The organism is Pseudomonas sp. SMV71, assembly GCF_052042015.1.
Lineage (GTDB): Bacteria > Pseudomonadota > Gammaproteobacteria > Pseudomonadales > Pseudomonadaceae > Aquipseudomonas.
The window spans coordinates 65,692-90,685 of the sequence record NZ_JBKGGU010000013.1 but is presented as its reverse complement, the minus strand read 5'-3'; the positions used below and the strand labels follow the sequence as shown (position 1 = coordinate 90,685).

At 60.9% G+C, this 24,994-nt stretch carries 22 protein-coding genes and 2 pseudogenes; 11 read left to right on the top strand and 13 right to left on the bottom strand.

Annotation, left to right across the window (positions count from 1 at the left end):
* Positions 1 to 82: 82 nt before the first annotated feature.
* The 3 genes from ACLEJQ_RS15295 to ACLEJQ_RS15285 all read left to right on the top strand — a co-directional run bounded on the left by ACLEJQ_RS15295 (position 83) and on the right by ACLEJQ_RS15285 (position 2,101).
* Entirely contained in the window at positions 83 to 1,213 is a 1,131-nt protein-coding gene (locus tag ACLEJQ_RS15295) for a PepSY-associated TM helix domain-containing protein (RefSeq protein ID WP_440796324.1), read from the top strand.
* Positions 1,210 to 1,389 (top strand): hypothetical protein, encoded by a 180-nt coding sequence (locus ACLEJQ_RS15290; protein ID WP_440796322.1) that lies wholly within the window; start codon positions 1,210 to 1,212, stop codon positions 1,387 to 1,389. The genes ACLEJQ_RS15295 and ACLEJQ_RS15290 overlap by 4 nt, the downstream gene beginning before the upstream one ends.
* Before the next feature lie 82 nt (positions 1,390 to 1,471).
* Positions 1,472 to 2,101, top strand: a complete 630-nt coding sequence (locus ACLEJQ_RS15285; RefSeq protein WP_440796320.1) for a glutathione S-transferase — start codon at positions 1,472 to 1,474, stop codon at positions 2,099 to 2,101.
* A 183-nt stretch (positions 2,102 to 2,284) separates the two neighbouring features.
* Here ACLEJQ_RS15285 and creD read toward each other — a convergent pair whose 3' ends face one another.
* From creD to rloA2, 4 genes are all read right to left on the bottom strand, one after another.
* Positions 2,285 to 3,658 carry a cell envelope integrity protein CreD gene (gene creD / locus ACLEJQ_RS15280; RefSeq protein ID WP_440796318.1) on the bottom strand — a complete coding sequence of 458 codons (1,374 nt, stop codon included), beginning with the start codon at positions 3,656 to 3,658 and terminating at the stop codon, positions 2,285 to 2,287.
* A gap of 233 nt (positions 3,659 to 3,891) precedes the next feature.
* A complete protein-coding gene (creC, locus tag ACLEJQ_RS15275) occupies positions 3,892 to 5,310 on the bottom strand; it encodes a two-component system sensor histidine kinase CreC (RefSeq protein ID WP_440796316.1) in 1,419 nt (472 codons plus the stop codon).
* On the bottom strand, positions 5,310 to 5,990 hold the full coding sequence (gene creB / locus ACLEJQ_RS15270; protein ID WP_440796314.1) for a two-component system response regulator CreB: 681 nt from the start codon (positions 5,988 to 5,990) through the stop codon (positions 5,310 to 5,312). Before creB ends, creC begins: the two co-directional genes overlap by 1 nt.
* Positions 5,991 to 6,059: 69 nt before the next feature.
* Positions 6,060 to 6,566, bottom strand: a complete 507-nt coding sequence (gene rloA2 / locus ACLEJQ_RS15265; RefSeq protein ID WP_440796312.1) for a retropepsin-like aspartic peptidase RloA2 — start codon at positions 6,564 to 6,566, stop codon at positions 6,060 to 6,062.
* A gap of 207 nt (positions 6,567 to 6,773) precedes the next feature.
* Between rloA2 and ACLEJQ_RS15260 the strand changes: the two genes are divergently transcribed.
* Both ACLEJQ_RS15260 and ACLEJQ_RS15255 read left to right on the top strand, forming a co-directional pair.
* Positions 6,774 to 7,658 carry an acyltransferase gene (locus tag ACLEJQ_RS15260; RefSeq protein WP_440796310.1) on the top strand — a complete coding sequence of 295 codons (885 nt, stop codon included), beginning with the start codon at positions 6,774 to 6,776 and terminating at the stop codon, positions 7,656 to 7,658.
* 79 nt (positions 7,659 to 7,737) lie between these two features.
* Positions 7,738 to 8,835 (top strand): RHS repeat-associated core domain-containing protein, encoded by a 1,098-nt coding sequence (locus ACLEJQ_RS15255; RefSeq protein WP_440796308.1) that lies wholly within the window; start codon positions 7,738 to 7,740, stop codon positions 8,833 to 8,835.
* Positions 8,836 to 8,849: 14 nt separating this feature from the next.
* Here ACLEJQ_RS15255 and ACLEJQ_RS15250 read toward each other — a convergent pair.
* Positions 8,850 to 9,420 (bottom strand): annotated as a pseudogene (locus ACLEJQ_RS15250) (DUF2780 domain-containing protein).
* Positions 9,421 to 9,869: 449 nt separating this feature from the next.
* On the opposite strand from ACLEJQ_RS15250, the gene ACLEJQ_RS15245 reads away from it, so the two are divergent.
* The 5 genes from ACLEJQ_RS15245 to ACLEJQ_RS15225 all read left to right on the top strand — a co-directional run bounded on the left by ACLEJQ_RS15245 (position 9,870) and on the right by ACLEJQ_RS15225 (position 13,505).
* Complete coding sequence (locus ACLEJQ_RS15245; RefSeq protein WP_440796306.1) at positions 9,870 to 10,448, top strand: hypothetical protein; 579 nt, start codon at positions 9,870 to 9,872, stop codon at positions 10,446 to 10,448.
* A gap of 301 nt (positions 10,449 to 10,749) precedes the next feature.
* On the top strand, positions 10,750 to 11,067 hold the full coding sequence (locus ACLEJQ_RS15240; protein WP_440796304.1) for a hypothetical protein: 318 nt from the start codon (positions 10,750 to 10,752) through the stop codon (positions 11,065 to 11,067).
* A 176-nt stretch (positions 11,068 to 11,243) separates the two neighbouring features.
* Positions 11,244 to 11,456 carry a cold-shock protein gene (locus tag ACLEJQ_RS15235; protein WP_440796302.1) on the top strand — a complete coding sequence of 71 codons (213 nt, stop codon included), beginning with the start codon at positions 11,244 to 11,246 and terminating at the stop codon, positions 11,454 to 11,456.
* Positions 11,457 to 11,505: 49 nt separating this feature from the next.
* Entirely contained in the window at positions 11,506 to 12,345 is an 840-nt protein-coding gene (locus ACLEJQ_RS15230) for a hypothetical protein (RefSeq protein ID WP_440796300.1), read from the top strand.
* A gap of 35 nt (positions 12,346 to 12,380) precedes the next feature.
* Complete coding sequence (locus tag ACLEJQ_RS15225) at positions 12,381 to 13,505, top strand: RHS repeat-associated core domain-containing protein (protein WP_440796471.1); 1,125 nt, start codon at positions 12,381 to 12,383, stop codon at positions 13,503 to 13,505.
* Positions 13,506 to 13,532: 27 nt separating this feature from the next.
* Here the strand turns inward: ACLEJQ_RS15225 and fdhA are convergent, their stop codons facing one another.
* From fdhA to ACLEJQ_RS15185, 8 genes and pseudogenes are all read right to left on the bottom strand, one after another.
* Positions 13,533 to 14,732 carry a formaldehyde dehydrogenase, glutathione-independent gene (gene fdhA, locus ACLEJQ_RS15220; protein WP_053151494.1) on the bottom strand — a complete coding sequence of 400 codons (1,200 nt, stop codon included), beginning with the start codon at positions 14,730 to 14,732 and terminating at the stop codon, positions 13,533 to 13,535.
* A gap of 208 nt (positions 14,733 to 14,940) precedes the next feature.
* Positions 14,941 to 15,798: a formyltetrahydrofolate deformylase gene (purU, locus tag ACLEJQ_RS15215; RefSeq protein ID WP_238960815.1), complete on the bottom strand. Its 858-nt coding sequence runs from the start codon at positions 15,796 to 15,798 to the stop codon at positions 14,941 to 14,943.
* Positions 15,799 to 15,991: 193 nt separating this feature from the next.
* Positions 15,992 to 16,624 carry a sarcosine oxidase subunit gamma gene (locus ACLEJQ_RS15210; RefSeq protein WP_440796297.1) on the bottom strand — a complete coding sequence of 211 codons (633 nt, stop codon included), beginning with the start codon at positions 16,622 to 16,624 and terminating at the stop codon, positions 15,992 to 15,994.
* Between the two features lie 190 nt (positions 16,625 to 16,814).
* Complete coding sequence (locus tag ACLEJQ_RS15205; protein ID WP_440796295.1) at positions 16,815 to 19,832, bottom strand: sarcosine oxidase subunit alpha; 3,018 nt, start codon at positions 19,830 to 19,832, stop codon at positions 16,815 to 16,817.
* Positions 19,829 to 20,158: a sarcosine oxidase subunit delta gene (locus ACLEJQ_RS15200; RefSeq protein WP_440796294.1), complete on the bottom strand. Its 330-nt coding sequence runs from the start codon at positions 20,156 to 20,158 to the stop codon at positions 19,829 to 19,831. The genes ACLEJQ_RS15205 and ACLEJQ_RS15200 overlap by 4 nt, the downstream gene beginning before the upstream one ends.
* Positions 20,159 to 20,176: 18 nt before the next feature.
* A complete protein-coding gene (locus ACLEJQ_RS15195; protein WP_047702349.1) occupies positions 20,177 to 21,427 on the bottom strand; it encodes a sarcosine oxidase subunit beta family protein in 1,251 nt (416 codons plus the stop codon).
* A gap of 22 nt (positions 21,428 to 21,449) precedes the next feature.
* Positions 21,450 to 22,703, bottom strand: coding sequence for a serine hydroxymethyltransferase (gene glyA, locus ACLEJQ_RS15190; RefSeq protein WP_024779447.1), 1,254 nt, complete (start codon positions 22,701 to 22,703; stop codon positions 21,450 to 21,452).
* 312 nt (positions 22,704 to 23,015) lie between these two features.
* Positions 23,016 to 23,719: pseudogene (locus ACLEJQ_RS15185) on the bottom strand (TraX family protein).
* 192 nt (positions 23,720 to 23,911) lie between these two features.
* Between ACLEJQ_RS15185 and ACLEJQ_RS15180 the strand changes: the two are divergent.
* A complete protein-coding gene (locus ACLEJQ_RS15180) occupies positions 23,912 to 24,952 on the top strand; it encodes a threonine aldolase family protein (RefSeq protein WP_440796292.1) in 1,041 nt (346 codons plus the stop codon).
* Positions 24,953 to 24,994: the final 42 nt, after the last annotated feature.

Sequence of the window (24,994 nt, the reverse complement as noted above, 5' to 3'; positions counted from 1 at the left end):
TCGCGAGCAAGCCCGCTCCCACAGTTTCTGCGGCTCGTCCGACCCATCTCGGATGACACGGCCTCTTGCAACCGGATAGACCATGAAAAGCAAAACCATCCGCCGCTGGTCCTTCGTCCACACCTGGACCAGCCTGATCTGCACAGTGTTCCTGCTGATGCTGGCGATCACCGGGCTGCCGCTGATCTTCCACCATGAAATCGAGCACTTGCTGGGCGACGCCCCCGAGCTCCGGCAAATGCCTGCCGACACCCCACAGTTGGATCTGCAACAGTTGGTGGAAAAAGCCAAGGCCCATCGCCCGGGTGAGGTGGTGCAGTATTTTGGCTGGGACGAAGACGACCCCAACGGCGTCATCACCATCATGGCGCCGACGCCGGACACCGAGCCCAATTCGTCCCACACCTTCATGCTCGATGGACGCACGGGTGAAGCCCTGGAAATGCCCTCGGCCAATGGCGGCTTCATGATGGTCATGCTGCGCCTGCACGTGGACATGTTCGCGGGCTTGCCGGGCAAGTTGTTCCTGGCGTTCATGGGCCTGCTGTTCGTGATTGCCATCGTCTCGGGCGTGGTGCTGTACCTGCCGTTCATGCGGCGCTTGAAGTTCGCCACCGTGCGCCAGGACAAATCCACCCGCCTGCGCTGGCTCGACCTGCACAACCTGATCGGCGTGGTGACCCTTGTCTGGGCGCTGACCGTAGGCGTTACCGGGGTGATCGCCGCGTGCGCCGAGTTGATCATCGCCGCCTGGCGCAACGACAGCCTCAGCACCATGATCGAACCCTACCGCGATGCTCCGCCGCTGACACACCTGGCGCCGGCCACTCGCCTGCTGGACATCGCCAGAGAGGTCGCACCTGGGATGGAGCCGAGCTTCATTGCCTTCCCCGGCACGCTGTTCTCCAGCGCACACCACTACGGCGTGTTCATGAAGGGCAGCACGCACCTGACCTCGCACCTGCTAACCCCGGTGCTGATCGACGCCAGCACCCTGGACGTCACCGCCGTGGCCGAACGCCCGTGGTACATGGACGTCATGAGCCTGTCGCTGCCCCTGCATTTCGGCGACTACGGCGGCCGGCCGATGCAGATTTTCTGGGCGGCGCTCGACGTGTTGACCATCATCGTCCTCGGCAGCGGTGTCTACCTGTGGGTGGTGCGGCGCAAAGCAGCCAAGCGTGCAGCCATTGGCGCGCAGGCCACCTCATGAGGCCTCGGCAATCGAGTTTCTGGAAAGTGTTTGGTATTCCCGTACTGATTGGCACCCTCAGTGCTGCCGGGCTGTTTTCGGCACTCCTGGGGGACGGGGCTTGGGATGCCGTGAGCTGGGTGGGCTTAGGAGTGCCAACGTTGCTGGGGACTTGGGGATTGATCAAACGCGGATAAGCATCCGGTTCCCACACCGGAGCTCGCCACCCGCCCCGGAACTGTCTAGGCTAAGCCCTGGTCGTTTTTCGAGGATACCCGCATGTCCACACCCAGCATGACGCTGTTCTACAACCCCGCCTCCCCCTTCGTTCGCAAGGTCCTGGTGCTGCTGCATGAAACCGGCCAGCAGGATCGCGTGGCGTTGCAGCTCAGCCAACTTACGCCGGTCAAACCGGACCAGGTGCTGATCGATGACAATCCGCTGAGCAAGATCCCGGCCCTGCGCCTGGCCAACGGCAATGTGCTGCATGACAGCCGGGTCATCCTCGACTATCTGGACCACCAGCACGTCGGCAATCCGCTGATTGCTCGGGACGGAGCAGCCCGCTGGCGGCGCCTGACGCTGGCCTCCCTGGCCGACGGGATCATGGATGCAGCCGTGATGATCCGTTACGAAACTGCCCTGCGTCCGGCCGAAAAACACTGGGACGAATGGCTCGATGCGCAACGGGACAAGATCCGTCGCGCCCTGGGCGTGCTTGAAACCGAGGCCGTCGCCGAGCTGGCCAGTCATTTCGACGTGGCGTCCATCAGTGTCGCCTGCGCCCTCGGCTATCTGGACCTGCGCCACCCGGACCTGGAGTGGCGCAAGAACAGTCCGCAACTGGCAACGTGGTTTGCCGAGGTGAGCTTGCGGCCTTCGATGGTGGAGACGGTGCCCAGAATTTAGTTTTTCGCCGAATGCGATGACCTCATCGCGAGCAGGCCCGCTCCCACATTTGATCGCGTCGCCCTTTGTGGGAGCGAGCCTGCTCGCGATGGCCGCGCAACGGATCCAAAGGAAACAACCCGGCAATGCGCATCACCAACACCTCCCCCACTCGCTGATCCTCACGCAAGCCCAACGACCGGCTCATTTCACCTCTCCCAGATCAAAGCTCATGGCCGCAACAGGCTTGGCTCCGACCCCATACCAGTCCAGCTTGCGGGTCAGCACCATGAACACCCCCAGCAGGCCGAACAGCAGCAGCGAGCCCATCAGCAGCGCGTAGTCTTCGGCGCTCAGCAAGCCGTAGAGCAAGGCGTACAACGCCGCCAGTCCCGCCGAGAACCCCAGGCCATGGATCACGCTGCGCAGCACATGGCAGACATAGAAACCGATCAGCACCACACAGGCACTGGCCGACAACACGTATGCCAGGGCGAAGCCGATGTGCTCCGACAGTGACAACAGCAGCAGGTAGAAGAATGCCAGCGCCACACCGACCAGGGCGTACTGGACCGGGTGCACCGCCAGGCTCTTGAGCACTTCGAAAAGGAAGAAACCAGCGAAGGTCAGCGCGATGAACAGCAGCGCATATTTGATCGCCCGGTCGCTCTTGAGGTACTGGTCCACCGGGTCGATGAAGCTCACGCCAAAGGCACGGCTGCGGAAGGCTTCGCAGCTATCGCTGTCGATGCAGCTCTGCAGGGCCTCTTCGAGGTTGGTGGAAAAGAACGAGGTCTGCCAGTCAGCGCTGAAACCGTGTTCATTGATCTCGCGGTTGGTCGGCAGGTAGTTGCCGATGAAGCTAGGGTGCGGCCAGTCGGCGCTCAGGTGCACTTTGCTGGTCTTGCCCACCGGCAGCACCTGCAACTCACCGGTCCCCTGCAGGCTCAGGTCGAAGCCGAAGGTCAGGTCGGCGCTGGCCTGGGCATTGACCATCGGCAGCGGCACGTGCACACCCTGCCCCAGCCAGCCGACCCGCGAGCCAGGCAGGAAATCGACGGTCTGCTGGTTGAGCTTCAGGGCCAGCGCGTTCTCGATGCCGCGAATGTCGCTGATGCCCACGCTCAGGTACGGCTCATCGAAGCGGTAGTCTGCTGCTTCCTTGGCTGACAGGCCAAAGCGCTCGGGCACTTTGAAACGCCCGTCGATGCGGTTCTCGGCGTGAAACAACCGCGCCTCGTAGATTCCCCGTGCTCGGGTTTCGGTACGGACTTGGCCGTCGAGTTCGAATTGCTCCGGCAGAAAATACAATTCTCCCTTGTGCTCAACGGTTTCCAGAAAGCGCACGCCGGTCTTCTCATTGGTGTTCCAGACCTTAACGTCCTTGCGAAACGGCACCACGATCATCGGCCCGATCAACCGCTGGCTATTGCTGGAGCTGCGGGCGATGTCCTGCAACACCCCGTCGCGCAGTTGCTGGCGCTCGTCGATAAGGCCATTGATCATCAACAGCGGGATCATCAGTAAAAGAATCAATAGGGCAATCATGCCCAGTTTCATGGCGAGGCTGCGGTTCATGTGGGGCTCTCTCCCTGTTCGAATGGGGAAGAGTCTGGCGAGGTTTTGTGGGATGTTTATGAGCTGAATGTGGAGATTGTGTGGAGACTCAACCACTCTTACAGGCCGAAACCCCGTGGCGAGGGAGCTTGCTCCCGCTGGAGTGCGAAGCGCTCCTCAGAAAGCGACTGCTACGCAGCCGAGCGGGAGCAAGCTCCCTCGCCACGACGGCGTTCCGTCAAGGGAAGCTCATTTCAAGGCAACCGCAACACCACCTCGACCCCACCCTCGACATTACCAATCCCGAGCTCCCCGCCATGCAACTGCACCACCTCCTCGACGAAGTTAAGCCCCAGCCCGGTGCTCTTGCGGCCGCTGTCCGGTCGCGGCAAGGAATAGAAACGCTCGCTCAGGCGCGGCAAGGCGTAGTCGGGGATCGGTTCGGCCTGGTTGAACAGGCGAATCTCGACCCGGTTTCCGATACGCTCAGCGCTGATGCGCAGCAGCCCATTGACCGGCGTGAAGTCCAAGGCGTTCTCCAGTAGATTGCCCAACGCCTGGCGCAACAGAAACGGTTCGCCCATCAGCGTCAGGTCCGCAGCAATTTGCCGTTCCACGCGTAACTGCCGGCTCTCGATCCAGCCACTGCGCGCTTCCAGCAGTTCCTCGAACAACCCGGCCAGCGGCACGGCGACGACTTCCTCTAGGCCCTGGCGCTGCTCGACCTGGGCCAGGTTGAGCAAGCGCTCGATCAACTGCTGCATGCGCATGCTTTCGCTATCAATGTTGCTAACGAAACGCTGGTGCTGGGCCGGCGGCATGTCGCTTTGCAGCAGTTCGGCGGCACCGCGAATGGCTGCCAGCGGACTCTTGAGCTCGTGGGTCAAGGTATGCACGTAGCGCTCGACGTAGGCTTTGCCTTCCAGTTGGGTGCGCATGTGGTCCACCGCGCCGGCCAGTTGCTCGAACTCGCCGCCGCGGTAATGCGGCACTTCGACCCGTTGTCCCTGGCTGACCGCCTGTGCGTAGCGGGTCAAGCGGCGCAGCGCCGAACTGAGCCACCAGGACAGCAAGGCGCCGAGCAACAGGCCCAGGCCGATCAGCCCGACGCCATAAAGCAGCAGGCGCCGCTCCGTACGGTCGATATAAGGTTGCAGCGAGCTGTTGGGCTTGGCGACGGTGACCACGCCGATGATCCGACCATTGTCGCGGATCGGCGCGCCGACATGCATCACCGATGACGCCGGATCATCCGGGTTGGCGCGAGTCGAACGCGCACCGTATTGGCCGCGCAAGGTCAGGTACACGTCGTTCCAGCGCGAGTAATCCCGGCCCACCGCCACGCCACTGGAGTCCAGCACCACGATGCCTTTGGCATCCGTGACATAGATCCGGTGGCTGACCTGGTTTTTCGGCAAGCCCCAGATGGTCGCCGCCGGCCGGCGCTCGCCGTAGGCCCTGAGCAGCTGCGGCCAGCGATTCTGGTTGAGGGTGCCGGCCTTGAAATCATCGCGCAGGATCTCGGCCATCAGGTTCGCGGTGTCCACCAGGGTTTCCTCGGTGGACTGGCGCACGCCGGGGCGGATCTGTTCGATCACCGTGCCGAACACGAAATACCCGGTCAGGCTGATGAACAGTACATAGACCAGGAAGATCCGGATGCCCAACGACATCAGCTATGCCCCGGGCTGTAACTGTAGCCGAGACCACGATGGGTCTGGATCGGCTCCGCCTCGGGCCTGACCAGGCGCAATTTGGCGCGCACGCTCTTGATGTGGCCGTCGATGCTGCGCTCGTAGCCGGCATCACTGGCCACACCCAGGGCATCGAGCAACTGTTCGCGACTGAAGACTCGCTCCGGCTGTTCAAGCAGACAGTTCAGCAGACGGAATTCATGGCGGGTAAGGTTCAACGGCTTGCCGCGATAGCTGATCTGTACCCGCTCGCTGTCCACCTGAAACAACATCGCACCCAGCTCCGGCGCCGGGCGCGGCGCCACGCGCTTGAGAATGGCGCGGACCCTGGCCGCGACCTCACGGGGACTGAACGGCTTGACCACATAATCGTCGGCACCGATCTCCAGGCCAACGACCCGATCGATCTCGCCATCCCGGGCTGTAAGAAAGATGACCGGAACGTCGCTGAAACGTCTGAGATTTTTGCAGGTTTCAAATCCGCTGATATCCGGCAGGCCCACATCGAGGATGATCAGGTCCGCCGGGGTGTTTTTCTGGTGCCCCAGCGCCGCCGCGCCGAGGCTCAGCCAGGTGGTGTCAAAGCCCTCCCCTTGCAGGGCAAACACCAGCGTATCGGCGATGGCGGCTTCGTCTTCGACAATCAGAATGTGAGGCATGGCGTCCGAGCCCGACAGTAAAGGTGCCGGAACGGTGCACCAACCCTTGGGGCACGTCAATCGGGGAAATCAGCAGTCCGGCTTGTCAGCGGTATAACGCCGGGCCGGGTTCACCGCCGCGCCGAACTCGCGCAGCGCCTTGGCACCGATCAGCAACGGGTAGTTGAAGCTGCTGCGGTCGGTCAGGTTGACCTCCACGGTGCGCTTGACGTTACCCAGGCACATCTCCAGGTCGACCACCGGGCGCTTGCTCGGTGCAATCTTTTCGTCGTCGTCTTCATCTTCTTCGGAACGGGTCTTGATCTTGCTGATGCGGGCGATCTTATGCTCGTAGACCTTGTTGTCCGCGTCCTTGGTCGCCAGGCGGAACCGTACCCAGTCATCACCATCGCGGGTAAAGGTCTCGATGTCCTTGGCCGACAGCGACGCGGTCAGCGCGCCGGTGTCCATCTTGGCCTTGAGCACCTCGCCGCCGATCTCCGGCAGCGCGATGTATTCGTAGCGCCCGTACAGGGTCGGCTCGGCGGCCAGCGCTGGAAAAACCACAAGGGACAGCAAGGCGAGAATGGATTTCATGCAATAAAGCTTCCTGTGTGGGGTGGGATTTTAGACAGTGGCCGATGGATTCGTTCGGTCGCGCACTTGTGGCGAGGGAGCTTGCTCCCTCGCCACAAAAACAAACCCAGCATACCCGCCAAAAGGTGAAACATTCGTCCACACCCATTTGGCCTGCTGCCCGAAGCTGCTTATGATGGCCCGTCCATCCGTCTGCAAGAGTCATCTATGCGCCGCCTGCTCACCGGCTGTTTCGTCACCCTGCTGCTGTTACTCAACACCCTGGTGCTGTTCGGGCCGTTGATGGTGTTCGCCCTGCTCAAGCTGATCCTGCCCGGACGCTTCCGGGACTATGCCTCGTGGGCAGTGATGTGGATCGCCGAGACCTGGGCGGAAATCGACAAGCTTATCTTCGCCTTGTGCATCCCCACCCGCTGGGACATCCGCGGCGGCGCCGACCTGCGCCGCGACACGTCTTACATGGTGATCAGCAACCACCAATCCTGGGTCGACATCCCCGCCCTGGTCCAGACCCTCAACCGCCGCACGCCGTTCTTCAAGTTCTTCCTCAAGAAAGAACTGATCTGGGTACCGTTCCTCGGCCTGGCCTGGTGGGCGCTGGACTACCCCTTCATGAAACGCTACACCAAGGCATTCCTGGCGAAGAACCCGGAACTGGCCGGCAAGGATCTGGAAATCACCAAGGCCGCTTGCGAGCTGTTCAAGCGCCAGCCGGTCACCGTAGTGAACTACCTCGAAGGCACGCGCTTCACCACGGCCAAAAGCCAACAGCAACAATCGCCTTTCACCCACCTGCTCAAGCCCAAGGCCGGTGGCGTGGCGTTCGTACTGGCGGCGATGGGTGAGCAACTGGACGCCATCCTCGACGTGACCGTGGTCTACCCGCAAGAACGGATCCCCGGATTCTGGGACCTGATCAGTGGCGCGGTGCCCCGGGTCATCATCGACATCCAGACCCGCGAACTGGACCCGACGCTGTGGCAAGGCGATTACGAAAACGACCCGGTGTTTCGCCAGCAGGTGCAGGAATGGGTGAATCAATTGTGGACTGAGAAGGATCGGCGGATTGCCGTGTTGCGTAGTGGTGACTAGCAGTTCTGATAGTAGGCAGCGCCTGGAAAACCGCCGATGCTGGAGCTCCTGATGACTGGACTTACATGGAGCCCGGTGCATGCCTGCCGATTCTCGCAAAACCCTACTGTGCCGCTATCGCTATGACCCGCTGGATCGCCTGACCGACTGTGCGCCAACCGCGGAAGCTGGCACCCAGCGCTTTTACTGCAAAAGCCGGCTGGCGACCGAGATACAGGGCGCAGTGCAACGCAGTGTCATCCAGCATGACGACCAGTTGTTGGCGCAGCTACGGCGCGAGCATTTGAAGGTCGACGCCACGTTGCTGGCGACGGATCAACAGCGCTCGGTGTTGACTGCCCTCGATGCAACCCAAGCACATCCCCTAGCCTACACGCCCTACGGCCATCGCCCGACGGAAAACGGCTTGCTCAGTTTGCTGGGGTTTAATGGCGAACGGCCGGATCCGGTGACGGGGCATTATCTGCTGGGGAATGGGTATCGGGCGTTTAACCCGGTTTTGATGAGATTCAATAGTCCGGACAGTTGGAGTCCGTTTGGGGAGGGAGGGTTGAGTGCGTATGCGTATTGTTTAGGAAACCCGCCGAACTACCAAGACCCGACTGGACATTTCTCGTTAAGCACCATCAGTCACTCTTTTTTTAATTTCATTGACAACTACATGATGGTGCACATAGGCGGAGTCAGGATAAAACCGATCACCAATGCGAGGAAAGTCGCTACGAATGTAGATATCTTCGAGGATATTTATAAACAAAAAACACGTCTTAATATAGTCGCCCATGGCGGGCTCCCTATTGATGGCAACAAGCCTTTTATTCTTTGGGACAGAGAACTCATTTCACCACCTGTTTTACATGAGCGTCTCGTTATCGAGCACGGTGTGAATTTTGACGTCTACGACAGTATCCGACTGCTTGTCTGCCACTCAGCCGATACCGACCATTCCTTCGCTGTAACCTTTGCGACATTGACAAATAAGCCAGTCAAAGCATTTTCAGGCCCTGTCTCAACGGGACTTCTCCCAGAATTTAGAAAGCAAGTACCTGTAGGCGCGCGAGACCCCGAAGCAAAAAAAATGCAGATTTTTAAAAACCGGGGACTTTTCGGGAGAATGCTTAGACCCTACCATCCAAGGACACTCCACCCTAACCAAAGCTCAATAAGGCGACCTTGACGGGAGCTGAGCTGTTAACCGCCACTCCAAACCCGACCCAAATCCTGCAGCAACGAACTCCCCACCCCCCTGCAGCCCAAGATACTCAAGAATCACCGGAGCAAACTGCCCGATCTTACCGTCGTCCATGCCCAGCGCACTGAAAGCATTATTCAGGTCTTGAGTGTCCTCGACATTACCGAGCAAACCGTCGAGCAAGGCAGTCTTGTCCGACCCACCGCCAAGCAGTCCACCGAGGCCATTGAGCCCACCGATGGCACTGTTGCCGACGATCTTATCAAGGCCCGGCACGCTTTTGCTCAATTCGGAAAACTGCGGCTCGCTGAGCCGATTCTTCGCCAGCCCTAGCATTGTCCCGGCGCCGCCTATGGCCTGTTCCGGAGTGATCTTGAGTTCCGAACCGAGGCTATTGAGCAATCCGGCGGCTTTCGGCGCCGCCGCCACTGCCCCTTTCCCTTGTTCGCTCTGATTGCCCTGCATCGCCGACAGCACGTTGGCCGCGTCATCGAGACTGAACTGAGCGAAGGCCGGGCTTGCCGCGAATGACAGCAGGCAAGACAGGGCAAAACCGCGTGAAACCTTCATAGGAGACGCATCCTCGGACATCTGAAAAGAACGCCCAGGGTGGGCGGCTTGAACCCTCCGTAAGACTGGACCGTAAAGCGATTGTTCCACCATGCCAGACGATGTCTACGGAAAACTCCTTCGGCTATGCCGGAAACGTCTGATTCACCAGAAACAACAGCGATCAATGATCACCAAAAAAATTTCCAATATTCCCTCATAGTTCAAAATTGACATAAATCACTGCCAACATTGACAGTGGCCTGCCCGGTCATAGCCGCGGCAATCCAATGGGCCATGGAGGCTGGCAGATGAACAATGTACTGGCGGGAGGGGTGAGTTTCATGAGTGCTGTTCATCGGTCATGTTCAAGCCGGTGAGATACTTAAGTCTTTTAACACCCCTGATCGAGCTCTTGTTCGTGCTGGCGGAATTACCGTACCGTGCGGCTCCCCCCGCGAGTTTTACTTATGAACATAAAAATCGGTGGAGCGACCCTCGCGGTCATCCTCACGGGCATGCTCGTTGCCCTAGGCGTCAGCGAATGCCAGCGTGGCCCGCTCAACCCTGAAGTGGCCGACGGCACCAGCGACGAGCAAAAGACCTGGTTGACCATTGAACACCGTATCAGGCGCTACGACCCGGCCCTGACCGAGGTCATCCGCAATGGCCCGCAAACGTTGACGGTGCGCTACCGTCCCGGTGTCCCTCCGGAAAGCGACGACGCCTGGGTGGCGGACCTGCTGCGCATCGTCGGCCACGGCCTGGCGGCGCTGAATAATGCGCCGGGAGGCAAGCAATACACTCACGTGACGGTCCAGGCCCGACGGCTGGCCGACGACGATGTGGAGCTGGTTTACGACATGCGAGGGTTCGATGCCATCAAGACCCAGCGAGACGGATACACCACCTTCGCCAGCCAGCCCCGCAGGCTGACATTCAACGCCGCCGCGCTGACCCAGCTAAAAGCCGAATGTCGCAACCCGAACACCCGGGGCTTCTACCCCGAATTCTGCGAGCGCGTCAGGACCGCAACTGCACGCGACTGACCGTGGCGAGCGAGCTTGCTCGCGCTCGAGTGCGCAGCGCTCGCCCCTGGGGTCTGAAAAGCGAGGGCTGCTTCCCAACCCAGCGGGAGCAAGCTCCCTCGCCACGATGGCGGTCGATCAGCACGGACCAGAATTACCGCAACTACTTGGTAAATCCCCGCAATGACGAGCCTTGCTCCTTCCATAACGCGATACCTATAGTTTCTCCGTCGTCCACATGACGACTCGGGTTTGGCGACTCATTAGACTATTGCTCAGAAGCCCTGATTGACACCGGCTTTTGCACTCGCAGAACTGCTGAATGGCAATGGTGCGCGGGAGGCCTTCGGGTCTGCCGGTTCCATGGTTTTCCGGTTCGCCAACTTGCATACCGCGGCCACCCCGCTCATCGACATCCAAAGCGCCCCTCGACGTCCTCCACGAAACCCCCGCCTACCGCATCCGCGCCGCCATCCAACTGCTGGAAAACATCGCCTTTCGCGAGGTAATCAGCCCCGAAGCCATTGTCATCCACGACTTCGCCCTGTTGCTGGCAATTCCGCTGCGCGATGGCTGCGATGTACTGGACGTGATCGGCAGACGATTGCAGGCCCAAGCCCAAGGCATGACCGCTTCGTGACAATCATCTGAATATCACCCGCCAGCGGTTATTTCCTTTCGGCATTGCCTACTGTCAGCTCTGACAGTAGGCAGCTGTTCAGGCCGACTTTAAGCTCGAACTGTGTCAACGGAAACAAGGCGAACGAGCGACGCGGCTCCCTGCGCCTCTATTCATTCGGGCTTAGGAAAATAACAATGAACGACCGAATCAAAGGCACCGTAAAATGGTTTAACGATGCAAAAGGCTATGGATTTATTACCTGCGGCAAGGGCGGCGAAGAACTGTTCGTTCATTATTCCGCGATTTCCGGCGAGGGTTATAAAACCTTGAAAGAACGACAAGCAGTGTCTTTTGAAGTAGAGCGGAGCGAGAAAGGCATGCAGGCGACGAGAGTCACGCCAGAATAATACGACTCGCGAAACATAAAATAACCCTGCAGATGCAAGGAGTAAATTTATGGATAAGCAGGTGGACAGACATCGCGAAAATCTAATTAACAACGGTACATTTGAAACCGGTCTTGAAGGCTGGAACGCTACCAGTGTTACATGGGCGGGCGGTCGCGCAAGGTTCGCGCCTAACGGCAACCTGAGGCAGACCGTTAGGCTAAATGCGCCAGGCACTGTCAAATTATTGTTTAATATTTCTTCGTACTACGGCATCGGCGGAGTCAGGCTTTCGGTAGGGAACGGCTATTGCAGCATCAATCGGACAGGCCCATACGAAGTCGATTTCACGGTCGACAACGCAGGCTCCATCGACCTGATCTTCACGTCACAAGGCGCTTATGATGTCGATGATGTGGAGTTCTATTTTGACGAAACCGAGTGCCAACCGGTACAGCTACTGCACAATGGCAGCTTCGATAATGGGCTTGAGGGGTGGGACTACGACGGGGAGATAACTATCGTCGAGGGGCAAGCGCATTTGACCGAGCGCTCAAGGCTCGTCCAACAAATCGCGGTGAAACCTGGCACGCCAATAACGGTTTCTTATTCTTTGAAGACAAGCAATCCTTGCAGCGCCTCGTGCACCATTCTTGAATATGGCAAGCGCTGGTTCATTGGATCTATACCTGATAGGTGGAGTGCAGGAGGCCTCGCGTTTGTCGCACCGGAAGGCGTCGCTCCGACGCTCGTTCATGTGGAGTTCCGACTGCACTCCTCGCCTTACGTCAAACCTTTCTTTTTACACCTGGACGACATCGAGGTTTGGGCCTGTCCCGGAGCAGCGGACGCTATGACAAAAGTCCGGCACGACCTGTGGTCGATTGACCAGAGTATCGATGTTGAGTAGGGCGCAGGAGCGACATCGTGACGAACTCATCTGGCATGCCGGTCGAACGCGAAAATGTACTCTGCCAATACAGCTACGACCCTTTGGATCGGCTGGTCGCCTGCACGCCAACCGCCCAGACCGGTTCCCGGCGGTTCTACCTGAAGGAACGCCTATCCACCGAAATTCAAGGATCGGCGCACCGTTCGATTTTCCAGCAAGGCGATCTAGTCCTGGCCCAACAACAGCAGCAGCAGCAGCAGCAGAACGGTGCCGTCAAAACCACACTGCTTGCGACCGACCAACAGCGGTCGGTACTGCATGCGCTCAACAAGCAGATGCATCCCCTCGCCTACACGCCATATGGTCACCGCGTTCCGGAAAGCGGTCTACTCAGCCTGCTCGGTTTCAACGGTGAACGGCAGGATCCAGTGACGGGGCATTATTTGTTGGGCAATGGTTATCGGGCGTTTAACACTGCGCTCATGCGCTTTAATAGTCCGGATTCGATGAGCCCATTTGGAAAGGGCGGATTAAATGCATACGCGTATTGTGCCGGAGACCCTATAAACTGGACTGACGCTACCGGACACTTTCCTAGCGTATGGAAAGGTCTATTAAAATTTTTGAATCTTAGAAGCACTAGGAATTTTGCTACGACCCAAGCTGCAAACCCTACTCTAAGACGTCAAGCCACCATTGCGGGTTCAACAAGTTCACTTCGCGAACATGTATTCCTAGACCATCCTCTGGCCTCCTCAAAACAACCGATCAACTCTTTAGCAAAAAACCCACTGTATCAATCTTCCAACGGGTCTGTTGTCTCGCAGTCTTCCAGGTCAGTCCAATCAGGAAGTCCAACCGCCGCAAGCAACATACACGACCCTGCGGATCTGCAGTACCGACCTTTGCCAGCACCGCCTGCTAATGCAAGGCTTCATACCGACTGGTCAATGCCTGAACCAAGGGGTATGGGTGAGCCCCACTATGAGCAACTGCAACCCTACCGCCGTTCGGGAAGCACTCCACAGCCTCTCACCGTCTCACCCGATGAGGAATTAATGACGATGAAGACAGAAAGGCTGATTAACGCAATCGGGCTAAAACGCTATGAAAGAGCCCAAGCAGTTATTAGGAATGGCCTTGACGTGGAATGGTGGAGGCAGAGAGGGCGACGCTAAGCGCCCTCGCCACCCTCCTGGTTAACGTTACGCCGCACTAAACATCTTATGCGGATCAATCACAAACTTCTTCGGCACACCCGCATCAAACTCGCCGTACCCCTTCGGTGCGTCATCCAGGCTGATCACCTGCACACCCACGATTTCAGCGATGTTGATCCGGTCCCACATGATCGCTTGCATCAGCGCACGGTTGTACTTCATGACCGGGGTCTGGCCGGTGTGGAAGCTGTGGGATTTGGCCCAGCCCAGGCCGAAGCGGATGCTCAGGGCGCCGATCTTGGCGGCGGCGTCGACGGCGCCCGGGTCTTCGGTCACGTACAGGCCGGGGATACCGATCTTGCCGGCGACGCGGGTCACTTGCATCAGCGAGTTGAGCACGGTGGCCGGGGCTTCGTGCTTGACGCCTTCATGGCCGTGACCACGGGCTTCGAAGCCCACGGCGTCGACGGCGCAATCGACTTCCGGCTCGCCCAGCAGATCGGCGATCTGCTCGTGCAGCGGGGTGTCCTTGGACAGGTCGGCGATTTCGAAGCCCTGGGCCTTGGCGTGGGCCAGGCGCACCGGGTTGACGTCACCGACGATGACCACCGCCGCGCCCAGCAGGCGCGCCGAAGCAGCGGCCGCCAGGCCAACCGGGCCGGCGCCGGCGATGTACACGGTGCTGCCTGGGCCGACGCCCGCGGTGACGGCACCGTGGTAGCCGGTCGGCAGGATGTCGGAGAGGCAGGTCAGGTCACGGATTTTCTCCATGGCCTTGTCGCGGTTCGGCAGCTTCAGCAGGTTGAAGTCGGCATACGGCACCAGCACGTATTCGGCCTGGCCGCCAGTCCAGTCGCCCATGTCGACGTAGCCGTAGGCGCCGCCGGCACGCGCTGGGTTGACGGTCAGGCAAACGCCGGTGTGTTGCTCCTTGCAGGAACGGCAGCGCCCGCATGCCACGTTGAACGGCACCGACACCAGGTCACCGATTTTCAAGTTCTCGACATCGCTGCCCTTCTCGATCACTTCACCGGTGATTTCATGGCCCAGGACCAGGCCGGTCTGGGCGGTGGTGCGGCCGCGCACCATGTGCTGGTCGGAGCCGCAGATGTTGGTGGATACCACGCGCAGGATGACGCCGTGCTCGATCTTCCTGCCACGCGGGTCCTGCATTTTTGGATAGTCGATTTTCTGTACTTCAACCTTGCCTTGGCCGAGATACACGACACCACGATTACCGGACATGCTTTCACCTCGCTGTTGTTTTTATGGAACTGCGTTGCCCAGGCAGGCAGCGCGTTGATTGCTCGGGTTAGTGCTTGTGTCTTTGTTTCTTTGTTGTCTGTAAGGGCCTCATCGCGAGCAAGCCCGCTCCCACATGGTTTTTGGTGTAACTAATATTTGTATACCGACACAAATCCTGTGGGAGCGAGCCTGCTCGCGATGGCGTCCGTCAGAGCACCACCGTGCGATTGGCGTTAAGGAACACCCGCCGTTCAATGTGATACCCCACCGCCCTGGCCAGCGTCAGCCCTTCGATATCCCGTCCCTTGGCGATCAGGTCTTCGGGGTAATGGCTGTGATCCACCACTTCCACGCCCTGGGCGATGATCGGGCCTTCGTCCAGGTCGTTGTTGATGTAGTGCGCCGTCGCGCCAACCAGCTTCACGCCCTTGTTGTAAGCCTGGTGATATGGCTTGGCGCCCTTGAAGCCCGGCAGCAGGGAGTGGTGGATGTTGATGGCCTTGCCATCGAGCTTGCGGCACAGCTCCGGTGACAACACCTGCATGTAGCGGGCGAGGATCACCAGTTCGGCGCCGGTTTCTTCGATGACCTGCCACACCTGCCGCTCCTGGGCCGGCTTGTCGTTCGGATCCAGGGGGAAATGGTAGTAGGGAATCTGGTGCCAGTCGGCCAGCGGTTTGAGGTCCGGATGGTTGGAAACCACCGCTACCACGTCCATGGACAACTGGCCGATGCGCTGGCGGTAGAGCAAGTCATTGAGGCAGTGATCGGCCTTGGAGACCATGATCACCACTTTCGGCCGGTAGTTGGGCGGGGTCAGTTCGAAGACCATGCCAAAGGCTTCGGCACGCTCGGCCAGGCCGGCACGGAAAGCCTGCTCGGCGAAACCGTCGGGCTGGCGGAACTCCACACGAATGAAGAAACGCCCCGAGAGGCGGTCGTCGAACGAGTGATGCTCGGTGACGTAGCAGCCCTGCTCGAACAGAAAGCGGGTCACCGCGTCCACCGTGCCGAGCACGCTGGGGCAGTCGGCAGTCAAGATCCATGTATCCGGGGCGCGGCTCATTGCTGTGACTCCTGTTCAAATTTTCGGTGCGACAGAGAAACCCTGTGGCGAGGGAGCTTGCTCCCGCTGGGTTGCGCAGCAACCCCAATGTCAGCAACCGCGCCCTCATCAGGAACGCGGACTCAGGTTTTACGACTGCTACGCAGCCGAGCGGGAGCAAGCTCCCTCGCCACATAAGCATTCGAGCACTGCGTTAAGCCTGAACACTCAACCCATACTCAGCCGCCGCATCCTGCAACCACAGCCACCAGTAATCGGAGAAGCTGCGGCGGATCAGCAGTTCCCAGGTGTCTTCGGCGGTATGACGGATCACCAGTTGCGACTTGGCGAACACCGTGCCCACGGCCTTGCCCACCGGAAAATTGCTTGGATGGACGTCGTAGCTGGTGGATTTCATCAGCACGTCGCGCACGTTCGGGCCGGACAGTTCGAGAATCTGCTGGCCGCCGCTGACGTTGACGATCTGGATGTGCAGGCCGCCCAGGGCTTCGCGCAGTTTCTGCTCGGCGGCGAACTCTTCACCGGTCGGCACCACCAGCAGCCATTCATCCGGGCCCATCCATTGCAGGCTGGTTTCGCCCTTGACGATGATGCTCAACGCGCCCGGCAACTCGATGCCCAGGGCCTTGTGCACGCCGGCGGCGAATGCGGCGTCGTGACCATCGCCACGAATGGTCAAATGGCCCAGGAGTTTCTTCTCGCGCACGGTCACGCCGGCGTTCTTGCGACCCTTGCCCACCAGGCTGGCTAGGTCGGCATGGTGCAGCGACGACTCGGCTTTGGCCCCGGTGGTCGGGCGTTGTTGGTAAACATTGGCTGCTGTCATATAGCACCTGTCTTGAATTCAGTAGTGCGCTGGGCTCAACCCTTGTAGTGACTGTGCTGCCGTCTTCGCGAGCAAGCCCGCTCCCACATTGGATTGATGCCTGGCCTAAATTTCTTCAACCCCTTCGATCCTGTGGGAGCGGGCTTGCTCGCGAATGCGGCAGCCCTGCCTCCACAGAATCTGACGGTCATCAGATATTCTGCCGATCCCCCTTCGGATCGAAGAACACCGAAGAAACGATCTCCGCCTCGATCACGCTGCCGTCGGCTTGCGGCGAGAACACCCGCTCGCCGATGCGCTTCAGACCGCCCTTGACCACACCCATGGCAAACGAATAGCCCAGGGAGTTGTGCGCGTAGCTGGAGGTCACGTGACCGACCATGGTCATCGGGATCGACTGCTTGGGGTTGAAGACCAGTTGCGCACCTTCCGGCAGCCAGACATTCGGGTCGATCGGCTTGAGGCCTACGAGTTGCTTGCGGTCTTCGCGCACGCAATCCTCGCGGTTCATGCCACGCCAGCCGATCCACGAGAACGGCTTGGTACGACCCACGCACCAGCCCATGTTCAAGTCGTCCGGGGTCATCGACCCGTCGGTGTCCTGGCCGACGATGATGAAGCCCTTCTCGGCCCGCAGTACGTGCATGGTCTCGGTGCCGTACGGGGTCAGGTTGTACTTCTTGCCGGCCTCGACGATCTGTTCGAGCACGCCCATGGCGTAGTCGGCCTGTACGTTGATTTCGTACGACAGCTCACCGGTGAACGAGATGCGGAACACCCGCGCCGGCACGCCGCCCACCAGCCCTTCCTTCCAGGTCATGAACGGGAAGCCGTCCCTGTCCAGGTCGATGTCGGTGACTTCGCTCAACAGCTTGCGGCTGTTGGGGCCCGACAGGGTCATGGTCGCCCAGTGGTCGGTGACCGAGGTGAAGTACACCTTCAGGTCCGGCCATTCGGTCTGCTGGTAGATCTCCAGCCATTGCAGCACGCGGGCCGCACCGCCGGTGGTGGTGGTCATGATGAAGTGATTGTCGCCGACGCAGGCGGTCACGCCGTCGTCAAACACCATGCCGTCTTCCTTGCACATCAGGCCGTAGCGGGCCTTGCCCACGTCGAGCTTGGTCCAGGCATTGGTGTAGATGCGGTTGAGGAACTCGCGGGCATCGGGGCCCTGGATGTCGATCTTGCCCAGGGTCGAGGCGTCCAGCAGGCCGACGCTGTCACGCACGGCCTTGCACTCGCGCTTGACCGCAGCGTGCATGTCTTCGCCGTTCCGTGGGAAATACCAAGGGCGTTTCCACTGGCCGACGTCTTCGAATTCGGCACCGTTCTTCAGGTGCCAGGCGTGCAGCGCGGTGAAGCGTACCGGTTCGAAGATGTGCCCGCAGTGCCGGCCGGCCACCGCGCCGAAGGTCACCGGCGTGTAGTTCGGACGGAACATGGTGGTGCCCATCTGCGGGATGCTCACGTTCAGCGAACGGGCCGCGATGGCCAGGCCGTTGACGTTGCCCAGTTTGCCCTGATCGGTACCGAAGCCCAGTGCGGTGTAGCGCTTGACGTGCTCTACCGACTCGAAGCCTTCGCGGGTGGCGAGTTCGATGGCGGCAGCGGTGACGTCGTTCTGCAGGTCGACGAATTGCTTCGGCGCCCGTGCGGTCGCTTTTTCGTGCGGCACCTGGAACAGCGCCAGGGTTGGTTCCTCGTGACGGCTCAGGGCTTTGGGCAACACGCCCTCCACCGCTTTGAAACCGGCTTCGCTGGCGGCGCGCACGCCGCCTTCAAAACCATCGGCGAGGGAATCGGCGAGGCTGTAGACGCCATTCACACCGCCGACGCACACGCGCTTCTGCGGTGCTTCGCCGGGTACGAAACCGAGGATGTCTTCACGCCAGATCGGCTTGCCGCCCAGGTGCGACGCCAGGTGGACCACCGGGCTGTAGCCGCCGGAGCTGGCAACCAGGTCGCAGTCCAGCCATTCGCCTGGGCTGGTGACTTTGTGCGCCTTGACATCAATGGCGGCGATCCGAGCACCGGTGACGCGCTTGCTGCCACGAGCCTCGATCACGGCGCTGCCGGTGAGGATGCGGATGCCCTTGGCACGCGCCTCTTCCACCAGCGCACCCCGTGGGTTGCTGCGAGCATCGGCGACCGCGACCACTTGCAGGCCGGCATCGAACCAGTCCAGCGCCACGCGATAAGCGTGGTCGTTGTTGGTGCTCAGCACCAGCTTCTTGCCCGGTGCCACGCCGTAGCGACGCACGTAGGTGGACACCGCGCCGGCCAGCATGTTGCCGGGCACGTCGTTGTTGCCGTAGACCAGCGGGCGCTCGCAGGCCCCGGTCGCCAGCACCACGCGCTTGGCGCGGACGCGGTTGATGCGCTGGCGCACCTGACCGATCGGCGCACGGTCACCGAGGTGGTCGGTGAGGCGTTCGTGAATGGTCAGGAAGTTGTGGTCGTGGTAGCCATTCACCGTGGCGCGAGGCAGCAGCACCACTTCCGGCATCGAGCGCAGTTCGGCAATCACCGCCGCTACCCACTCAGCCGCAGGCTTGCCGTCCAGGCTCTCGCGGGAATCGAGCAGGCTGCCGCCGAACTCTTCCTGCTCGTCCGCCAGGATCACCCGCGCACCGCTGCGTCCAGCAGCCAGTGCAGCGGCCAGGCCAGCAGGACCTGCACCGACCACCAGCACGTCGCAATGACGGTTCATGTAGTCGTAGGTGTCCGGATCGTTCTCGGTCGGCGAGCGACCCAGGCCGGCGGCCTTGCGGATGTACTTCTCGTACGTCATCCAGAACGATTGCGGGTACATGAAGGTTTTGTAGTAGAAGCCCGGCGGCATCAGCTTGCCGCCGACCTTGCCGAGAATCCCCATCATGTCGTTGTTCACGTTCGGCCAGCCGTTGGTGCTGGTGGCGACCAGGCCTTGGTACAGCGCCTGCTGCGTGGCACGCACGTTAGGGATCTGCGTGGCTTCGGTGGCGCCGATCTGCAGCACCGCATTCGGCTCTTCGGCACCGGCGGCGAAGATGCCGCGGGGACGGGAATACTTGAAGCTGCGACCAATGATGTCGACGCCGTTGGCCAACAAGGCAGCGGCCAGGGTGTCGCCTTCGAAGCCTTTGTAGGTCTGGCCGTTGAAGGTGAAGCTCAGCGCTTTGTTGCGGTCGATCCGTCCGCCGTTGGACAGGCGATTGATCTGGCTCATACCTTCTCTCCCAGAGCCTGTGCGGCCGCTTTCGGACTGTCAGCCTTGTCGGTGAATTGCGGCTTTTGGCCGATCTTGTAGGTTTCGAGAATCTCGTAGGTCACGGTGTCGCGAGTCGCGTTGAAGTACTGGCGGCAACCGGCGGCGTGAATCCACAGCTCATGGTGCAGGCCGCGGGGGTTGTCGCGGAAAAACATGTAGTCGCCCCACTGCTCGTCGGTGCAGGCGTTCGGATCCAGCGGGCGCGGGATGTGCGCCTGGCCGGACGAATGGAATTCCTCTTCGGAGCGCAGTTCGCCGCAGTGAGGACAGAAGATGTGCAACATAGGGATTTCTCCTTCCTGTTAGTGGGCGACGGCAGCAGCGCCATGTTCGTCGATGAGCGCGCCGTTGTGGAAACGGTCGATGGAAAACGGCGCGGCCAGGGGGTGCATTTCACCCTTGGCCAGGCTGGCGGCAAACACGTTGCCCGAGCCCGGGGTGGCCTTGAAGCCACCGGTGCCCCAACCGCAGTTGAAGAACATGTTCGGCACCGGGGTCTTGGAGATGATCGGGCAGGCGTCCGGCGTGGTGTCGACGATGCCGCCCCACTGACGGTTCATCCGCACCCGCGAGAGCACCGGGAACATCTCGACGATGGCCTGGATGGTGTGCTCGATCACCGGGTACGAACCGCGCTGGCCGTAGCCGACCCAGCCGTCGATACCGGCACCGATCACCAGGTCGCCCTTGTCGGACTGGCTGATGTAGCCGTGCACGGCGTTGGACATGATCACGCTGTCGATGATCGGCTTGATCGGCTCCGACACCAGCGCTTGCAGCGGGTGGGATTCGACCGGCAGGCGGAAGCCGGCCAGCTTGGCCATGTGCCCCGAGTTACCGGCGGTGACCACGCCGACGCGCTTGGCGCCGATGAAGCCCTTGTTGGTTTCCACGCCGATGCACACGCCGTTTTCCTTGCGGAAACCGATCACTTCGGTCTGCTGGATCAAGTCCACGCCGAGGGCATCGGCGGCACGGGCAAAGCCCCAGGCCACGGCGTCGTGACGGGCCACCCCGCCGCGACGCTGGACGGTGGCGCCCATCACCGGGTAGCGAGTGTTTTTCGAGCAATCCAGGTAGGGGATCTCGTCGGCCACTTGCTTGGCGTTGAGCAGTTCGCCGTCCACCCCATTGAGGCGGTTGGCGTTGACCCGACGCTCGGAATCACGGATGTCCTGCAGGGTGTGGCACAGGTTGTACACACCGCGCTGGGAGAACATCACGTTGTAGTTCAGGTCCTGGGACAGGCCTTCCCAAAGCTTCATCGCGTGTTCGTACAGGTGGGCCGATTCGTCCCACAGGTAGTTGGAGCGCACGATGGTGGTGTTGCGGGCGGTGTTACCGCCGCCCAGCCAGCCCTTCTCGACCACGGCGACGTTGGTGATGCCGTGCTCCTTGGCCAGGTAGTAGGCGGTCGCCAGGCCGTGCCCGCCACCGCCGACGATGACCACGTCGTAGACTTTCTTCGGGGTGGGCGTGCGCCACATCCGCTGCCAGTTTTCGTGATGGCTGAGAGAGTGTTTGAAGAGGCCGAAGCCCGAATAGCGTTGCATAGTCATTTACTCCAAAACCGACTCAGCGATAAACCGGGAAGTCCGCGCACAGGGCCGCTACTTGCTGGGCAACGTTGGCCTCGACATCGGCGTCGCCGAGGTTGTCGAGGATGTCGCAGATCCAGCCGGCCAGCGTCACGCACTGGCTGACCTTGAAACCACGAGTGGTCACCGCCGGGGTGCCGATGCGCAGGCCCGAGGTCACGAACGGCGACTGCGGATCGTTCGGCACGGCGTTCTTGTTCACGGTGATGTGGGCGCGGCCCAGGGCGGCGTCGGCGTCCTTGCCGGTCAGGCCCTGACGGATCAGGCTGACCAGGAACAGGTGGTTATCGGTGCCGCCGGACACTACATCGTAGCCGCGCTTGATGAACACGCCAGCCATGGCCTGGGCGTTCTCGATCACTTGCTGCTGGTAGGCCTTGAAGCCAGGCTCCAACGCTTCCTTGAAGCACACCGCCTTGCCGGCGATCACATGCATCAGCGGGCCGCCCTGGGCGCCCGGGAATACCGCGGCGTTGAGCTTTTTCTCGATCTCTTCGTTCGACTTGGCGAGGATCAGGCCACCACGCGGACCGCGCAGGGTCTTGTGGGTGGTGGTGGTGACCACGTCGGCGTAAGGCAGCGGGTTCGGGTACAGACCAGCGGCGACCAGACCGGCGACGTGGGCCATGTCGACGAACAGCAGGGCACCGACCTTGTCGGCGATCTGGCGGAAGCGTGGGAAGTCCAGGGTCTTGGAGTAGGCCGAGAACCCGGCGACGATCATTTTCGGCTTGTGCTCGACCGCCAGGCGCTCGACTTCGTCGTAGTCGATCAGGCCGGTGGTGGTGTCGATGCCGTACTGCACCGCGTTGTAGAGTTTGCCCGAGGACGACACCTTGGCACCGTGGGTCAAGTGACCGCCGTGGGCCAGGCTCATGCCCAGGATGGTGTCGCCGGCTTGCAGCAGGGCCAGGTATACGGCGCTGTTGGCCGATGAACCGGAGTGCGGCTGGACGTTGGCGTAGTCGGCGCCGAACAGTTGCTTGGCACGTTCGATGGCCAGGGCCTCGACTTTGTCGACGTGCTCGCAGCCACCGTAGTAGCGCTTGCCCGGATAGCCTTCGGCGTATTTGTTGGTCAGGCCGCTGCCCTGGGCCTGCATCACGCGCTTGCTGGTGTAGTTCTCTGACGCGATCAGTTCGATGTGATCTTCCTGGCGTTGCTCTTCGGCGTTCATCGCCGCCAGCAGTGCATCATCGTAACCCTGGATCTGGTCTTGCTTGCTGAACATCGCGTCTCTCCCAGCGGCGGCGTTGCGCCTTTTTGTCTTGGTGAGGCACCGCCGGTTCGACAGTGCCCTTTGGATGCGATGGTATGGCTGGCGCAGGCAAGTCAAATGCCTATGGACGCCACGCAAAGGCGCGTTTACGACATGCATTCAAAAGCACAGACGCGCCTGGGTAACTGTGGCGAGGGAGCTTGCTCCCGCTCGACTGCGCAGCAGGCGTGAAACCGGCAAACACGTTGCATCTGACAAATCGCATTCTCAGGCCCTGGGGCTACTGCGTAGCCCAGCGGGAGTGCGCTCCCTCGCCACAAGGGGTTACGCGGCGATCTGGCGAACCGCAAGCAGAATCAGAAAATGCGCCGGATAAAGCGCATAAGCCCAACGCCGCATCGCTGGCGGCTGAACGCGACCGGCCTGGCGCAACAGCGCCAACCCAAGCCCTGGCGCCAACAGACAAGCCAGCAAGCCCCACAACGCCACGGCGTCCCCCAGCCACGCGGCGCCATATAGAACGCGCCATTGATTGGCCGCCACGCACATAATCCCCGGCAATAAAACCAGGTACCAGGGCCGACGCAACACCAGCAGCATCGCCAGCGGCAGAAGCACGCCGTAGAAGCCGAACATCAGCCGCGCCGAGAACAGCGCCGCCAACATTAACGCCACCACCGCCAGACACCGCGCACGGAGCGTCGGCACCTGCCAACCGAGGGCGACCAGCAAACCCAGGACCAGGGTCGGCATCACATTGAAGGTGGCGGGCTCGGGAAAGAACAATCGGTAGGGATTTCGCTCACGGCGCTGAATAACAGCAACCATCCCAAGTAACGTCCGCGCCCAGCGTTCGTCCCGCTGCGCGCCAGGTTGACCGCCATCGCCAGGCAGAACCAGGGAAACGCCAGGCGTCCCGGCACGTACAGCCAATCGGCGGAGAAACCGACATATCGCAGATGATCGAGCACCATCGCCAGCAGAGCCAGCCACTTGAGCAGGTCCAGCGCCCCGTCACGCCGGCTCATGGACGAAACGGCCCGATGACTTTGTGATTTCCTGACAGAAACATCCGGTGTGTTCCCTCGCTAATCTTGGGTAAAGTGCGCACCAGCATCGAACACGGCGTTGTGGACTCAAACACGCCGAACCACGGACTCCCCACCCGGGAGCTCGCCAGGGATCTCTTACCCAGGACTCTCTACTGAAGGAGCAAGGCCATGACCGACAAGAGTCAACAGTTTGCCAGTGACAACTATTCCGGCATTTGTCCCGAAGCCTGGGCGGCCATGGAAGAAGCCAACCAGGGCCACCAACGCGCCTACGGTGATGATGAGTGGACCCACCGCGCGGCGGATGATTTCCGGGCCTTGTTCGAAACCGACTGCGAAGTGTTCTTCGCGTTCAACGGCACGGCGGCCAACTCCCTGGCGCTGTCCTCGCTCTGCCAGAGTTACCACAGCGTGATCTGCTCGGAAACCGCCCACGTCGAAACCGACGAATGCGGCGCACCGGAGTTCTTCTCCAACGGTTCCAAGCTGCTGGTGGCGCGCACCGAGAACGGCAAGCTGACACCCGAGTCGATCCGCGAAGTCGCCCTCAAGCGCCAGGATATCCACTACCCCAAGCCACGGGTCGTGACCCTGACCCAGGCCACCGAAGTCGGCAGCGTCTACACCCCGGATGAAATCCGCGCCATCAGCCTCACCTGCAAGGAATTGGGGCTGAACCTGCACATGGACGGCGCGCGGTTTTCCAATGCCTGCGCTTTCCTCGGCTGCACCCCGGCGGACCTGACCTGGAAGGCCGGCGTCGACGTGTTGTGCTTTGGTGGTACGAAAAATGGCATGGCGGTGGGCGAGGCGATCCTGTTCTTCAATCACGACCTGGCCGAAGACTTCGACTATCGCTGCAAGCAGGCCGGGCAACTGGCCTCCAAGATGCGCTTTCTGTCCGCGCCCTGGGTCGGCCTGTTGCAGAACGACGCCTGGCTCAAGCACGCCCGCCACGCCAACCACTGCGCACAACTGCTGGCGCAGCTGGTCAGCGACATCCCCGGTGTGGAACTGATGTTCCCGGTCCAGGCCAACGGCGTGTTCCTGCAACTCTCGGAGCCGGCCATCGCCGCCCTCACCGCGCGCGGCTGGCGCTTCTACACCTTCATCGGCAAGGGCGGCGCACGCTTCATGTGTTCGTGGGACACCGAAGAGGCGCGGGTGCGGGAATTGGCGGCGGATATCCGGGAAGTGATGAGCGTCTGAGGCGACCGCAATCTGGCGGGAGAGGCTCTACTGTGGCGAGGG